Annotated in this window: 11 protein-coding genes; 6 read left to right on the top strand and 5 right to left on the bottom strand. The window is 69.6% G+C overall.

The genetic code is table 11. The features are described 5' to 3' along the window. Nucleotides 1-76 precede the first annotated feature (76 nt). Entirely contained in the window at nucleotides 77-925 is an 849-nt protein-coding gene (locus G9272_RS36110; RefSeq protein WP_171400419.1) for a helix-turn-helix domain-containing protein, read from the bottom strand. Between the two features lie 29 nt (nucleotides 926-954). On the opposite strand from G9272_RS36110, the gene G9272_RS36115 reads away from it, so the two are divergent. The 3 genes from G9272_RS36115 (at nucleotide 955) to G9272_RS36125 (ending at nucleotide 3,308) form a co-directional block, all read left to right on the top strand. Further along, the gene (locus tag G9272_RS36115) at nucleotides 955-2,025 is read left to right on the top strand and encodes an ADP-ribosylglycohydrolase family protein (RefSeq protein WP_171400420.1); all 1,071 of its coding nucleotides are present in this window, start codon (nucleotides 955-957) and stop codon (nucleotides 2,023-2,025) included. Nucleotides 2,026-2,112: 87 nt separating this feature from the next. Then, nucleotides 2,113-2,418 (top strand): 4a-hydroxytetrahydrobiopterin dehydratase, encoded by a 306-nt coding sequence (locus G9272_RS36120; protein WP_171400421.1) that lies wholly within the window; start codon nucleotides 2,113-2,115, stop codon nucleotides 2,416-2,418. A gap of 113 nt (nucleotides 2,419-2,531) precedes the next feature. After that, a complete protein-coding gene (locus G9272_RS36125; RefSeq protein ID WP_171400422.1) occupies nucleotides 2,532-3,308 on the top strand; it encodes a class I SAM-dependent methyltransferase in 777 nt (258 codons plus the stop codon). On the opposite strand, the gene G9272_RS36130 is transcribed toward G9272_RS36125, so the two are convergent. Then, nucleotides 3,244-3,780 carry a hypothetical protein gene (locus G9272_RS36130; RefSeq protein ID WP_171400423.1) on the bottom strand — a complete coding sequence of 179 codons (537 nt, stop codon included), beginning with the start codon at nucleotides 3,778-3,780 and terminating at the stop codon, nucleotides 3,244-3,246. The two genes, G9272_RS36125 and G9272_RS36130, sit on opposite strands and share 65 nt — an antisense overlap. Beyond that, nucleotides 3,777-4,268: a hypothetical protein gene (locus G9272_RS36135; protein WP_171402322.1), complete on the bottom strand. Its 492-nt coding sequence runs from the start codon at nucleotides 4,266-4,268 to the stop codon at nucleotides 3,777-3,779. Before G9272_RS36135 ends, G9272_RS36130 begins: the two co-directional genes overlap by 4 nt. 160 nt (nucleotides 4,269-4,428) lie before the next feature. Here G9272_RS36135 and G9272_RS36140 point away from each other — a divergent pair, with 160 nt between their 5' ends. Both G9272_RS36140 and G9272_RS36145 read left to right on the top strand, forming a co-directional pair. Next, complete coding sequence (locus G9272_RS36140) at nucleotides 4,429-5,397, top strand: helix-turn-helix transcriptional regulator (protein ID WP_171400424.1); 969 nt, start codon at nucleotides 4,429-4,431, stop codon at nucleotides 5,395-5,397. A gap of 39 nt (nucleotides 5,398-5,436) precedes the next feature. Continuing rightward, nucleotides 5,437-7,368 carry a rhamnogalacturonan lyase gene (locus G9272_RS36145; protein ID WP_437184340.1) on the top strand — a complete coding sequence of 644 codons (1,932 nt, stop codon included), beginning with the start codon at nucleotides 5,437-5,439 and terminating at the stop codon, nucleotides 7,366-7,368. 49 nt (nucleotides 7,369-7,417) lie between these two features. On the opposite strand, the gene G9272_RS36150 is transcribed toward G9272_RS36145, so the two are convergent. Continuing rightward, nucleotides 7,418-10,096 carry a cellulose binding domain-containing protein gene (locus tag G9272_RS36150; RefSeq protein WP_171400425.1) on the bottom strand — a complete coding sequence of 893 codons (2,679 nt, stop codon included), beginning with the start codon at nucleotides 10,094-10,096 and terminating at the stop codon, nucleotides 7,418-7,420. Between the two features lie 276 nt (nucleotides 10,097-10,372). Beyond that, entirely contained in the window at nucleotides 10,373-13,288 is a 2,916-nt protein-coding gene (locus G9272_RS36155; protein ID WP_171400426.1) for a glycoside hydrolase family 48 protein, read from the bottom strand. 265 nt (nucleotides 13,289-13,553) lie between these two features. On the opposite strand from G9272_RS36155, the gene G9272_RS36160 reads away from it, so the two are divergent. After that, a complete protein-coding gene (locus G9272_RS36160) occupies nucleotides 13,554-15,047 on the top strand; it encodes a cellulase family glycosylhydrolase (RefSeq protein WP_171400427.1) in 1,494 nt (497 codons plus the stop codon). Nucleotides 15,048-15,075 lie beyond the last annotated feature (28 nt).

The raw sequence follows: 15,075 nt of genomic DNA on the forward strand, positions 1-15,075 counted from the left end.
CCAGTGTGTCATGTTCGGGCATCGCGATCACCGGAACGGAGTCGAACATTCATCTGGATTTGTGCCTGAGGCATCGTCAGTTGATCAGTGAGTGGAGGTACTTGACCGTGGCCGGATCCGCCGGGAGAAACGTCTCGATGGCCAGCTCCGCGACCGTCACGTCCATGGGGGTGTTGAAGGTGGAGACGGACGAGATGAAGGAGAGGACCTGTCCCTCGTGCTCGATCCGCATCGGCAGCGCGAAGTGCGGCACGGGATCCGCCGGTTCGTCTGCCGGGCCGCCTTCCGTGGACCGCCCGCTCTCCGCCACCGGGTAGGCGGCGACCTCCTCGTAGAGCTCCCGCAGCGGTGCCGATCGATACAGGGCGACCTGTCGCTCCATCTGCGCGAGCAGATGGCCGCGCCACTCACGCAGGTTGCGGATGCGCGGTGCGAGACCCTGCGGGTGGAGGGTGAGACGCATCGCGTTGAGCGGGGGCGCGAGCAACGACTCCGGGACGCCGTCCAGCAGCATCGTGATCCCGCGATTGGCCGCCACCACGTCGTACCGCGCGTCCATCACCAGCGCCGGATACGGCTCGTAGCCCTGGAGCAGCCGCTCCAGGCCTGCGCGCAGCGCGTCCAGCGCCGGGTCGTCCAGCGGGGTCTGCGGGTAGCGCGGGGCGTAACCGGCCGCCAGGAGCAGCGCGTTGCGCTCACGCACCGGCACGTCGAGGTGCTCGGCGAGCCGCAGCACCATCTCCTCGCTGGGCCGGGACCGGCCCGTCTCGACGAAGCTGATGTGCCGGGCCGAGGAGTCGGCGCGCAGCGCCAGCTCCAGCTGACTCATCCGCCGCCGCTCCCGCCAGACCCGCAGCAGCGGGCCGACGCCCTGACCGGCGGGGGCGGCGGAGTCGGCGTTCGTACCGGGCGAGACAATGGTCATACGTAGGACCGTAGTTGAGGAGCGTGTGGATGAACGACTGGCGGAAGTCCTCCCTGGAGTCGACGGCGGTGTACCGCGCCCGGGTACGGGGCTGCCTCCTCGGCGGGGCGCTCGGTGACGCCCTCGGTTACGCGGTCGAGTTCTCCTCCCTCGACCAGATCCGAGCGGCCCACGGACCCAGGGGCCTGACCCGGCTCGTGCCCGACGGCGAGGGCGTGGTCGGCCGTGTCAGCGACGACACCCAGATGACCCTGTTCACCGTCGAGGGCCTCCGTACGGCGGCCAGGAGGGCCCGGCTCAAGGGGATCGGCGGGGCGGAGACCGCCCTGGTACGCCAGGCGTACGGACGCTGGCTCGAGACCCAGCAGCGGCCGGGGCCGGCCGACGGGGTCGAGAGCGGTCTCCTCGCCGAGCGCTGGCTGTACGCCCGCCGCGCCCCCGGCAACGCCTGCCTTTCCGGGCTCGCCCAGAATCACGTTCCCGACCCGCGGGCCGAGCTGAGCGGCGCGCCCGGGCCGGTCAACCCCGGCTCCAAGGGCTGCGGCACCGTGATGCGCTCGGCACCCTTCGGTCTCGCCCACCCCTCCGCCGACTTCGCCTTCGGCATGGCCGCCCGCTGCGCCCAGACGACCCACGGCCACCCGACCGGCTACTACGCGGCCGGGGCGCTGGCCGCGATCGTGGCGTACCTGACGCGGGGGGAGTCCGTCGAGGGCGCCACCCTGCGCGCCCTGCGGCTGCTCGGCCGCCACCCCGGCCACGAGGAGACCTCGGCCGCCCTGAACCAGGCCCTCGACCTGGCCGCCGAGCGCGATCCGAGCCCCGAGAAGGTGGAGCGGCTGGGCGCCGGCTGGGTCGCCGAGGAGGCCCTCGCCATCGGGGTCTACGCGGCGCTGGTCACGCACCGGGTGGAGGACGCCCTGCTCCTGTCCGTGAACCACTCCGGCGACAGCGACTCCACGGGTTCGATCTGCGGCAACATCCTGGGCGCGCGGCACGGCGACGGCGGGCTGCCGCACGAGTGGCTGGAGCAGGTGGAGGGCCGGGCCGTGATCGCCGCGCTGGCGGACGACCTGGCGGCCGAATGCCTGCGCGACTGAGCCGAGAGCCGTCCTTCTGACCAGGGCCGTCACGGCTTTCCTGTGGCACGCTGGACAGGTACGCGACATCAGGAAGGGAGCCGTGCCATGGCCGTCGAACCGCTGTCGCAGAAGGAGATCGAGGACCGGCTGTCCGAGCTGCCCGGCTGGTCCCTGGACGGTGACCGCCTCACCCGCGTCTACCGGCTCGACTCCCATTTCGCCGCGGCCTCGCTGGCCGTCCATGTCGCGCGGATCCAGGACGAGCTCGATCACCACTCCGAGCTCACCCTCGGATACAACACGGTGTCCCTCGCCGTGAACACCCACAGCGCGGGCGGCTCCGTCACCGACCTCGACGTCGAACTCGCCCGCCGGGTGGAGGCCGCGGCCCCCGCACACGGAGCGCGCTGACCCGCGTGACCTGTGCTGACCTGTGCTGACCTGTGCGACGGACGAGGCGGGAGGGGCGGGCGGTGCGGGACTGTACGAGCAGGGGTGCGGCGGTCACGGAAGGGGGAGCGCGGGTGCTGGACTACGACGAGGAAGCCGAACGCTACGACGCCTGGCGCGGCGGCGAGCCCAGGGCGGCGGCCGCCGCGGAGGGCGTCCTCGGTCTCGTACCGGCCCGGGCGCGCAGCCTGCTGGACGTGGCCTGCGGCACGGGCATCGTCACCCGGCGCCTCGCGGCCGGGCGGCCCGGCCTGCGGGTGACGGGTCTGGACCGGGCGCCCGCCATGGTCGGCCACGCCGCCGCCCGGTTGCCCGGAGCGGTCGTCCTCGCCGACGGCCGCCGACTCCCCTTCCAGGAGGGGGAGTTCGACGCCGTCAGCAGCGTGTGGCTGCTGCACCTCGTCGAGGACCCCACGGACGCGCGGCGGATCGTCGCCGAGTGCGCCCGGGTGCTGCGGCCCGGCGGGGTGTACGTCACCACGGTCGACAAGGGCGCCTCCCACAACGTGGGCAGCGACATCGATGTCGTGCTGTCCTCGCGCCCGCAACGCCCGGCCTCCGACACCGCGGCGCTGGTGGCGTCGTACGCCGTCGAAGCCGGCCTGGTCCCGGCCGGGCAGGCCCGTTTCGCCGGGCGGGGGCAGGGCCGCAGCCCGCGCCGGGCCATCGCGGACCTGCGACGCGGCTGGTTCGTCACCCTGCCGCCCGGTCACCCCCTCGCCGACGAGTTCGCCGCCCGCCTCGCGGCCCTGCCCGACCAGGACCGGCCCCGCGCGGACCCCGCGTTCACGCTGAGCGCGTTTCGGAAACCGTTTCCCGGCCCGTTTCCCGGTTCGTTTCGGGACGGGTGAAGTCCATGACCCAGTTGGTCAGCCAGGTCTCCCCGCCGTCCAGCGAGAAGGCCTGCTCCCAGCGGGCGGAGGTGTCGCACACCCCGGACCAGACGAACCGGGCCCGCACGTCCTTGCCCTCGTGCGTGTCGTCGCCGTAGAACTCACCGCGGTCGCGGCCGCCGCCCTGGTTATCGTCGGCGTCGCCGAAGCCGCCGATCACCGGTGGGAACAGCCTGCCGCTCCGGCTGGACGACCAGTTCAGCGACCACTGGCCGCTCTCCGGGTCGAAGAGCCTCAGTGTCAGCCCCTTCGTGCCGAGGTGCGGCATGTCGATCTCGTCGATGTTCGCGGCCCCGTCGAACAGCGGCCGGCAGCGGGCTGTGGACGGGAACTCCTCCCAGTCGCTGTCGGGGTCGAGGAAGTCGGTACGCCGGCGGTGCTGGACCTCCCACACGCCGTGAAGGAAGTCGAAGTCGTGCGGGCTGCTCATGAGCGGTCTCCCGTCGTTCCCTCGGGCAGGGAATCGGTCAAGTAGGCGTCGAGGTCCGGTACTTCGGGAGCGGGGCGGGCAAGCATGTGCCGCACCCACGCGTCCCGTTCGTGGAGGATCGGCGGCAGTTCCCAGACGCAGCCGATCCAGGGCCTATCGATCGTGACGAAGTGGCTCGGGTCGTCGTCCGGGCAACCGAGCACCGACTGGCCCGCGGCCGCGCCCCGGAAGTGCAGGACGTTGTCCCACACCCAGCTGTAGGCGTTGAGATAGGCGCCGTCGTCGCCACCCCGGTGCAGCACGACGAAGGTGGCGGGCGGCGTCCCGTCCGGCGCCGGCAGCAGTTCGGGAAGGATCGCGTACGCCGCCTTCTCCACCTCGGGCGCGATGCCCGCCGGGTCGGACGTGACGTGGTAACGCTTGATCCACCGGCCCGCCACCTCGATCGGCGGGGGCGCCGTGAGCAGCTTCTCCACGAAGGGGAGCATGGGGGAGAGGGAGAGGGAGAGGGAGGGGGAGGGGAAGGGGGAGGGAGAGGAAGAGGGGGAGGGAGAGGAGGAGGGGGAGGAAGGGGCGGGGAAACGCGGATCGTGGGAAACAGAGGTCATGGGCAGGACGCTAGGCCCGCTTCACTGACATCCTGTGTCAGTGAAGTCCAGCCGACTCGTGTCGATCCTGCTGCTGCTCCAGACCCGGGGCCGGATGACCGCCGCCCAGCTCGCGCAGGAGCTGGAGGTGTCGGTGCGTACCGTCTACCGGGATGTGGAGGCACTGGGCGCGGCGGGTGTCCCGCTGTACGGCGACGCCGGTCATGCCGGCGGCTACCGCCTGCTCGACGGTTACCGCACCCGCCTGACCGGACTGACCGCCGACGAGGCGGAGGCCCTCTTCCTCGCCGGCGTCCCCGGTCCCGCCGCCCAACTGGGCCTCGGTCCGGTCCTGGCCGCCGCGCAGCTGAAGGTCCGCGCCGCGCTGCCGCCGGAACTACGGACGCACGCGGACCGGATCAGCGGCCGCTTCCACCTGGACGCGCCCGGCTGGTACACGGATGCGGGGACGGACGAGACGCCGTATCTGTCGGCGGTCGCCGACGCGGTGTGGAACAACAGGATTCTGTATATCGTATACCGTCGCTGGCGTGAGCCCACCGACGTCGAACGCCGGCTCGAACCCTACGGCCTGGTCCTGAAGGCGGGACGCTGGTACGTCGTGGCCGGCCCGGGCCCGCGCACCTTCCGGGTCGACCAGATCCTCGAACTCGCCGCCTCCGACGAGGTGTTCACCAGGCCGGACGACTTCGACCTGGCCGCCCACTGGACGGCGTACCAGCAGGGCTTCCACGAGCGCTTGTACAAGGACAAGGCGGAGGCGGTGGTGCGACTGGCCCCGGGGGTGACCCTCGCCCGTGCGGTGCGACTCGACGGACCCGCCGGGGCGGACGGCTGGACGGTGGCCAGGGTCCCCATCGAGTCCGTCGAGCACGCCCACGCCGAATTCCTGCGCCTGGGCGCGGACATCGAGGTGCTCCAGCCGCCGGAACTGCGTGAACGGATCGCCCGGACGGTGACAGAACTGGCCGCGGTGTACGGCAACTCGCCTGTCAGCGGCGGCAACTGAGAGACGGAACCCATCCGTCCCTCCCAGGAGGTACGTCTCGTGCAGCACCCGCATCCGCACCCGCATCCCCATCCGCACCCGGAGCCTCACCCGCACGCGGATCCCCCTCCGCACAAGCACCGCAGACGAAGGGTCGTCCTCTCCGCGCTGGCCGCCACCACGGCCCTGGTCGGCGCCGGCCTGACCACGCTCGGCGCAGGCACGGCCGAGGCCGCCACGGCCCGCCAGGTGGAGGCCCTCGACCGGGGCGTCGTCAGCGTGCACACCGACAGCGGCAACCTGGTCAGCTGGCGCTGGCTCGGCACCGACCCCGACAGCGTCTCCTTCAACGTCTACCGGGCCGGCACCAAGGTCAACTCGGCCCCGGTCACCGGCTCCACGAACTACTTCCACTCCGGCGCCCCGTCTCAGGCCGACTACACGGTGCGCGCGATCGTGAACGGCGTCGAACAGGCCGACTCCGTCCACGCGATCCAGTTCCGCACCGGCTACAAGGACGTCCCCATCACCCCGCCGGCCGGCGGCACGACCCCCGACGGCGTCGCCTACACCTACGAGGCCAACGACGCCTCCATCGGCGACCTGGACGGCGACGGCGCCCTGGACATCGTCCTGAAGTGGCAGCCGACCAACGCGAAGGACAACTCCCAGTCGGGCTACACCGGCAACACGATCGTCGACGGCGTCAAGCTCGACGGCACCCGCCTGTGGCGTGTCGACCTCGGCCGCAACATCCGCTCCGGCGCGCACTACACACAGTTCCAGGTGTACGACTACGACGGCGACGGCAAGGCCGAGATCGCCATGAAGACGGCCGACGGCACGGTGGACGGCGCGGGCACGGTCATCGGCAGTTCCTCCGCCGACTACCGCAACTCCAGCGGCTATGTGCTGTCCGGCCCCGAGTACCTGACCATGTTCAACGGCCAGAGCGGCAAGGCGATGCAGTCCGTCGACTACGTCCCGGCCCGCGGCACGGTCTCGTCCTGGGGCGACTCGTACGGCAACCGCGTCGACCGCTTCCTTGCGGGAACCGCTTACCTGGACGGTTCCCGACCCTCGCTGATCATGGCACGCGGTTACTACACACGTACCGTGATCGCCGCCTGGGACTGGCGGAACGGCGCCTTCACCCGCCGCTGGACCTTCGACACCAACTCCTCCACCAACACCGGCAAGGGCTACGACGGCCAGGGCTCGCACAGCCTCTCCGTCGGTGATGTCGACGGCGACGGCAAGGACGAGATCGTCTACGGCGCGATGGCGGTCGACGACAACGGAAACGGCCTGTGGACCACGAAGACGGGACACGGCGACGCCCAGCACCTCGGCGACCTCGACCCGTCGCACGCCGGCCTCGAGTACTTCAAGGTCTCGGAGTCGACCGGCCAGCCCGCAGAGCTGTACATCAACCCCGCGAACGGCACGGTCAACTGGCAGACGGCCGCCTGCTGCGACAACGGCCGCGGAGTCGCCGGTGACATCTGGGCGGGCAACGACGGCGCCGAGGTCTGGTCGGCCTCCGACACCTCGATCCGGGACGAGGCGGGCGCGACGAAGGGCCGCGAGCCGTCCTCCGTCAACTTCCTCTCCTGGTGGGACGCCGACCCCGTCCGTGAACTCCTCGACGGCACCCACATCGACAAGTACGGCACGTCCTCGGACACCCGTCTCCTGACCGGCTCGGGCGTCCACTCCAACAACAGCACCAAGGCCACTCCGTCGCTGTCCGGCGACATCCTCGGCGACTGGCGCGAGGAGGTCATCTGGCCGACCAGCGACAACACGGCCCTGCGCATCTATTCGACGCCGCTCGAGACCACGACACGCATCACGACCCTGCTCCACGACACGATGTACCGCACAGGCCTGGCCTGGCAAAATACTGCATACAACCAACCGCCGCACCCGAGCTACTTCCTCGGCAACGGTATGCAGACGGCACCCCGCCCGACGGTCTACACGCCCTGAGTGAGCGAAGGGTGCGCGTCCCGGTCCCCGGGGCGCGCACCCACGGTCGTCAGCTCACCGTGCAGCTCTGCTCACCCAGTCTGAACGCCGCCGGTTTCGTGTTCGATCCCGACCAGCTGCCCGTGAAGCCGAAGCTCACGGACGAACCGGCGGCCACGTTGGCGTTCCAGTTCACGTTCTTCGCCGTCACCGTCGAACCCGACTGCGTGTAGTCGGCGTTCCACAGTTGGGAGACGGTCTGGCCGTTCGGGAAGGCCCAGTTGAGGTTCCAGCCGGACCAGGCGCTCGTGCCCGTGTTGGCGAGCTTGACGTCCGCCTGGAAGCCGCCCGACCACTGGTTGGTGATGGTGTACGTCACCGCGCAGGCGCCGGTGGGCGTGGGGTCCGTGGGATCTGTCGGGTCCGTGGGATCCGTACCTCCGTCCCCGCCGCCGGTGTCGGAGGTGTCGCCGTAGATGACACCCCGGCCGTTCGTCGAGATGTAGACCCGCCCGTACACCCTCGGGTCGCCCGTGATCGCCGCTCCCGTCCAACCCCACTGGTGGACATCGTCGTTGATGCGGGTCCAGGTCACGCCCTTGTCCGTCGAGCGGAAGATGCCCCGCACTCCGGCGATCTTCGCGCTGGTGTAGAGGGTCTGGTACGACGCGCCCGCCGCCGCCTTGCCGAACCCGATCGTGTCGGCCTGCTCGACGCCCGACAGCTTGGTGAAGGTCGTGCCGGAGTCCGTGGAGTGCCACAGCCCGTACGCACCGTCGCTCGCCCCGCCCGCCAGCCAGACATCACCCTTCGTGCCCGGCAGCGCCTTGAAACGCACACTGTCCCCACTGGGCAGACCGGTCGCCGCGGACCCGGTGAAGGTCGCTCCGCCGTCCGAACTCACGTAGAACCTGCCCGACTTGAAGCCGTAGAAGGTCTTGGGGTCGACCCGGTCGGACTCGACGATCGCACCGGCCGGGATCCCGCTCGACGCCTGCCACGAGGTGCCGAAACCGGCGGTGTACTGCACGCCGGCGCCCGCCGGGCTCCAGACGAAGCGGCTGCCGTCCGCCGCCGCGGCGACCGTTCCGCCGCCGCTGACCCCCGAAGGGTCCGTCCCCGCGAACCAGTTGGCGCCGTTGTCCGTCGAGAACGCCACGTGCGGACCCGAGTCCAGGTTTCCGACGCGCACCACGGTGTTCGGGTTCGTCTCGGCGTAGTCCAGGCTCGTCGTCGACGTGAAGTTCGGGGAGGTGAACATCATCGACGGCACCTTCGTCAGGTCCGTGTGGCGGAAGCCGCCGATGTCGCCCAGCGCGCTGAGCAGAGGAGCGCCGGTCGGTGGCGAGGCGATGTCCAGGACCGCCGTCTCCTCCAGCCCCTGCACCATCGGCTTGATGGTGAACTGGCCCCCGCTGTCCCAGTTGGCCAGGTTCTCCGTGCCGTAGATCGTCGCACCCGTGCCGTACATCATGCGGCTGGAGTTGAACGGGTCGATCTCCAACGCCTCGGTCATCCAGCCGAGTTTGGGCGTCTGCTCCGGCGGCGACGGGTTGGCGCCCCAGGTCAGCCACGGCGACGACGAGACATCCATCGTGTACCGGTTCGCGCGGTTGGGGTACGACGTGTAGTCCCACGCCTTCGTCCAGGTGCCGCCGCTGTCCGTCGAGCGGAAGATCTGGGTGTCCGGCCACCAGGAACTGTAGGCGGTGGCCATGACGGTGCCCGGCTTCTGCCGGTCGATCGTCAGCCCGCTGAAGCCGTAGTACGTGTCGGCCTCCGCCACCGGACTGATGTCCGTCCAGGTGCCGGTCGCCGTCGCGTACCGCCACAACCGGCCCTTGCCGCCGTCGTACGGCCCGCCCTTGTCGCTGTATGCGATATACAGATAGCCGTTGACGGTATCCAGTACACCCTTGTGTGCCAGGTATCCCGTCGGCTGCCCGGCCAGCCGCGTCCACGTCGCGCCCGCGTCCGTCGACCGGTACACCGCGTTGTCCTTGTCCGCCACCCCGACGTAGATCGTCTTCGTCGCGGTGCCGGACGTCCCCGTGGACTCGTCGAAGGTGACCCAGACGATGCCCTGGTTGTCGGAGGCGTACCCGCTGGTGTCGGTCGGATCCTGCTGGTAGTTGCCGACGTTGGGGAAGTTCGTCACCTGCGACCAACTGACTCCCGAGTCCGTCGACCGCCACAGGCCCTTACCGCTCGGCGCGCCCAGATACAGCACGCTGTTCCTGTTCGGGTCGACCGCCAGCCTCTCGCCCATGCCGCGGCCGGGCATGTTGCCGCCCAGCTTGTAGGGCAGGTCCGTCTTCTGCCAGCTCGCGCCCCGGTCGGCGGAGCGCAGCACGGCCCCGTTGCCCGGATCCCAGCTGTTGGTGTACGTGCCGACCGCCGCGTACACCTTGTTGGGATCGACGGAGTCGGAGGCCAGGCTCACCACGCCCGTGTGCCCCCAGTCCGCCCAGCCGACCGAGTCCAGCAGCGGCGTCCAGGTCTTGCTCGACTCCTGCCAGCGGTACGCGCCGCCGATGTCGGTGCGCGCGTAGGCGAGGTTCTTCTCCTTGCGGTTGAAGACGATGCCGGGCACGAAACCGCCGCCGTCCACCCGGGCGTTCTTCCAGGTGTACGACTCTGCGGCCGGCGTCGTCCGCGGGCTGCCGTCCGCGGCCAGTACGGGCGGACTGCCCGCGATCAGGCCGGCGGCGAGCGCCGACACGGCCATGAGAATGCGGGTTCTTCGCACGGTGGGGGTCCTTCCTCGCGAAGCCATGTGTGCGGGGGATACGGGACGTGCGACTGCCGGGCGGCCCCCTGTGCGGGTGGGGGCCGCCCGGCCTGGGCCCCGTCGTCAGGTGACGGGGCCACGTACGCGGAACCTTCGAGCCACTCCGGCGAGGGGCGGGTGTCACCCCGCGCTCCCGAGCCCCGAAGGGGCGACCAGGGCGCGGGGAACTGCGCGACCAGCCACATCCGGCCCGCAGACGAACCCCGCCATACCCGCGGAGCGCTCAGCGGGGGCCTATTCGAGAAGCTCCGCGTACGAGCCCATGGCCAGGGCGATGTCCGCCTGGGCCCAGAAGCGGTGGTACGTGAACACGGGCGCGGCTCCGCCCGCGAGATAGCTCTCGATCTTCGACCAGGCCGGGTCGTTCTTGTAGAAGGACCGCAGCGAGGCGAAGGTCGAGGAGGAGTTGATCGTGTCGCCGTTCGGCATCTTGCCGCTGAAGGTGCTCGGGACGTACACGCCGTCGTCGAAGCGGTTGTAGTCGGCGCGGGTCTCCGGGACCGCGATGCCGAGGGCGTCCTGGTTGTTGGCCCACATACCGTCCAGGAGCGCCTTCGCGGTCGTCTTCGCCTCCGTGTCACCGGACTTGGCGGCGTAGTACGTCAGCGTCTTGGCGTACGCGGCGGCCACCCCGACGTCGTTGGTGTAGTCGGCGACGGTGACGTGAAGCCCCGTGTTGGCGCCGGGACTTGAGGCGTTCCAGGTGTCGGGCTGGCCCGACCACTGGAGCGTGGAGGGGATCAGGAAGGTGCCGTCCGGGTTGATCGTGGTCTTGGACAGCGCCCAGTCGACCCACTTGTCGAGGACCGCCTTGGCGCTCGCGTTCCCCGTCTGCTGGTAGTACTCGGCGACCCGCTCCATCGACCACGCCTGGAAGCCGAACCACTGGTTGGACGGCGGGTCGTGATAGACGGGCTGCTGGTCGTAGTACATGCCGTAGAACGTCGACGGGCCGGTCGGGGGAGTCGCGTAGCGGCCCGCCCAACTGTTCGTCGCCCCGCCCGCGATGGCGCCTTCGCTGGACTGCAACCAGCGGTAGAACTCCAGCTGCCGGGACAACGACTTCGCCCAGTCCGCCTGACCCGTCGTCGACTTGGGCTTCAGGTCGGCGTAACTGCTGAGCGCGTAGGCGGCCAGCGGGTTCTGGTAGCCGCCGTGGGTGTGACTGGACCCGATGCGCCAGGCCCAGCCGGCGCTGGTGTCCGTGGCGCCGCCCCAGGCGTAGTACCAGGACATCAGGTAGTGCGAGGCGTCCTTGCCGGTGCCGGCCGCGCAGGCGGTCGGTCCGACGCAGTTGCCGATCTTCTTGAAGTACTTGTCGTACATCGAGTAACGCAGGTAGTCGCCCATCTTCGCGGCCTTGCCGACGGTCGCGGAGACGTCACTGCCCTTGCCCTGCGCCTCGGCCCAGACGTCCGCCCAGTACGCGGCCTGCACGGCCCGCGCGTCGGCGTCCGGGGCGTTGGTGAACTTCCACTGCTTGGCATAGGAGGCGTCGCCGGTGAACAGGTCCAGATACCCGTTCGTGCCGCCGTACTTGAAGGCGTCGCAGGTCGGCTGCGGCACCGTCTCCCACACCGACTCCTGCGAGCCGCGCTGGAAGGTGTTGATGTACGACGGGCCGGTGTCGGTCGGGCCGGCCTCGCACTTGCCGGGCGCGTTGCCGTAGCCGTAGGTGTTGTCGACGTCCTGAAGCCAGTGCATACCGTAGACGTCGTCCGTACCGTATGCAGTCTTCAGTTCACCGGCTATGGGATCCGATCCCACGGACACACCGGTGTCCAGCTTCGCCGGATACTCGTTCGGCGTGTCCAGCTCGGGTGCGTACGTCGCCGGCTTGGAGGCGTTGTAGAACGAGTTGGTCGGCTGGTCGGCGTGGGTGGGGATCATGTACTTCTCCATGATGTCCCAGGCGCCGTTGAACTTGGTCCAGTCGCCGGTGATCTTCCCGTACATCGCCTGGAGCCAGAGAAGGTAGCTATAGGCCTCGGAGGTCGTCTCGTGCCCCTGGTCCGGGGCCTCGACGATCAGTGTCTCGACCGAGTGGTACGGGATGCCCTCGGGGGAGAAGTAACCGTTTGCCGGGTTGGTGATCTTGCCGTAGAGGTCGAGGAACCGGGCGTCGTACGCCTTGGTGCCGGCGATCTCGGTGGCCGTGACCGAGGCCTTCGCGTGCCCGGTGGCCGTCGACTCGAAGGTCGCGGCGCCCGTGCCGGAGGCGTTGGCCGTGATGGTCACGTTCTGGGCGGTGCTCCAGCTCGACGGCGTGAAGGTCAGGCTCGCGCCGCCCGTCACCGTCAGGCCCGTGTTGCCGGTGGTGCGGGCGGTCGTGACGGTCACATTGGCCGAAGGCTGGGTCGACAGCTTCAGCGAGTAGGTGCCCGTCTTGCCCTGCTGCACGGCGAGTTGGTTGGTGGAGGCGACCACGGCCGGCCCCGAGGCGACCGTGATGCCGACCGGGGTCGACGACGCCGACGCGCCCAGGCTGTCGTACGCCTTGGCGACGAGGGAATGGCTGCCCACGGACAACCCCGTGGCGGACAGGGTGTACGGCGAGCTCGTGTCCGTGCCCAGCAGGGTCGTGTCGTCATAGAACTCGATCTTGCTGATGGTCGCGTTGTCGGCGGCCGCGGCGGTCGCCGCGAGCGGCACCGCGTCCCCCTGCGTGTAGACCGCGCCCGCGGTCGGGCTGGTCAGCACGGTGACCGGCGGCTGGTGCGCGCCGACACAGGTGGTGCCGTTGACCGCGAAACTCGCGGGCGCGGCGTTCGTCCCGCTGTAGGTGAACTGGGCGCCCGTGCCGACCGCGGCTCCGGCGGCGATCGTCCCGTTGTACGAGGCGTTGTTCACCGTGATCTGCTGACCGGACTGCGACCAGCTGCCGTTCCATCCGTTCGTCAGCTTCTGGTTGCCCGCGTAGGAGTACGTCAGGGCCCAGCCGCTGATCGGGTCGGTGCCCCGGTTGGTGAGGGTCAGGTCTGCGGTGAACCCTGAACCCCAGTCATTGGTCTTGTAGTCCACGCTGCACTGAAGTGCGGCCGCCTGGGCGGGAGTTGTGCTCGTGCTCAGCATGGCGAGGGGAAGCGCGAGGGCCGCCAGGGCGGCGGTCCACAGGCGCCGCGCCCCGCGGCGTCTGCGTGAGGGATCCATGGTGCTGGTTCCTCCTTGCGGCTCGGAGAAGTGGGGGAGGAGCAACAAGCCTTGAACCAGTGGGAGCGCTCCCATAGTGAGGATGGGGGTGGGAAGGGTCAAGGTGCTTGAAGAGTCGAAAAGATTCGACGACGGATGTTGAGGGAAAGTCAGTGACGCCTCTGTTCTTTGCCAGCACTTGGCGCTAGCTTCGAGACACCAGTGGGAGCGATTCCATCAGTCGACGCGTCCGTTCACGACGCGCCTGATCTGCAAGGAGTCGCTCATGCGACACCCCCCGCGTTCAGTACTTTTAGCCGTCGCCGGCACGGTCGCCCTCGTTGCGGGCGCCCTGTTACCGGTCGTCACGGCGCAGGGAGCCGTGCCCGTGTGCACGGTGGAGTACTCGGTCACCGGCCAGTGGGACGCCGGCTTCCAGGGCGCCGTGAAGATCACCAACAACGCGACCGCGCTGAGCAGTTGGAACCTCACCTTCGACTTCGCGGACGGCCAGAAAGTCACCCAGGGCTGGAGCGCCAAGTGGTCCCAGTCCGGCAACACCGTCACCGCCGCGAACGAGAGCTGGAACGGCTCCCTGGGCACCGGCGCAAGCGTCAGCGCGGGCTTCATCGCCTCCGGTTCGAAGACGAACGCCGCACCGACGACGTTCAAGCTCAACGGCACGACCTGCAACGCCGGTACCGAACCGACCCCGACGCCCACCCCCACCACGCCACCTACGACGGACCCGCCGGACACCGGTGACGAGCCGCCCGCACTCCACGTCTCCGGCAACAAGCTCGTGGACGCCGACGGAAACACCCGCCGTCTGCTGGGCGTGAACCGCTCCGGTGGCGAGTTCATGTGCGTACAGGGGCGCGGCATCTGGGACGGACCGGTCGACGACGCCGCCGTCGAGGCGATCGCCGACTGGAACGTCGACACCGTGCGCATCCCGCTCAACGAGGAGTGCTGGCTGGGCCTTTCGAACATCAACTCCGCCTACGGCGGCACCAACTACGTCAACGCCGTCAAGGACCTGGTGGCCCGCGTCGAGGCGCACGGCATGACGCCGATCGTCGAACTGCACTGGAACTACGGCCAGTACACGGGAAATTCGGCCGGCTGCTCGGATGTGCACGCCAGCTGCCAGAAGCCGATGCCGGACATGCAGTACACCCCGTCGTTCTGGACCTCGGTGGCCAACTCCTTCAAGAGTGACCAGGCCGTCGTGTTCGACCTGTTCAACGAGCCCTACCCGGACCGCGCCACCTCCACGACCACCCAGGCGTGGCAGTGCTGGCGGGACGGCGGCACCTGTCCCGGCATCGGGTACGAGGTCGCCGGTATGCAGGATCTCGTCGACTCCATACGGGCGACCGGCGCCAGGAACGTGATCCTGGCCGGCGGGCTCGCGTACTCCAACGACCTGAGCCAGTGGCTGACGTACAAGCCCACCGACCCGACCGGCAATCTCGCCGCCGCGTACCACGTCTACAACTTCAACACCTGCGCGAACGAGAGCTGCTGGAACTCCACCCTCGCCCCCGTCGCGGCCCAGGTGCCGCTCGTGGCAGGGGAGATCGGGGAGAACACCTGCTCACACGGTTTCGTCGATCAGGTCATGAAGTGGTTCGACGACCGCGGCCTGTCGTACCTGGGCTGGACCTGGAACACCTGGGACTGCTCCACCGGCCCGTCCCTGATCTCCGGCTACGACGGGACGCCCACGGCGTACGGCGCCGGCCTGCGCGACCATCTGCGCGCACTCAACGGATAGGCGCCACCGGACCGATCAGCCGGACGAT

The organism is Streptomyces asoensis (assembly GCF_013085465.1).
GTDB classification, from domain to species: domain Bacteria; phylum Actinomycetota; class Actinomycetes; order Streptomycetales; family Streptomycetaceae; genus Streptomyces; species Streptomyces cacaoi_A.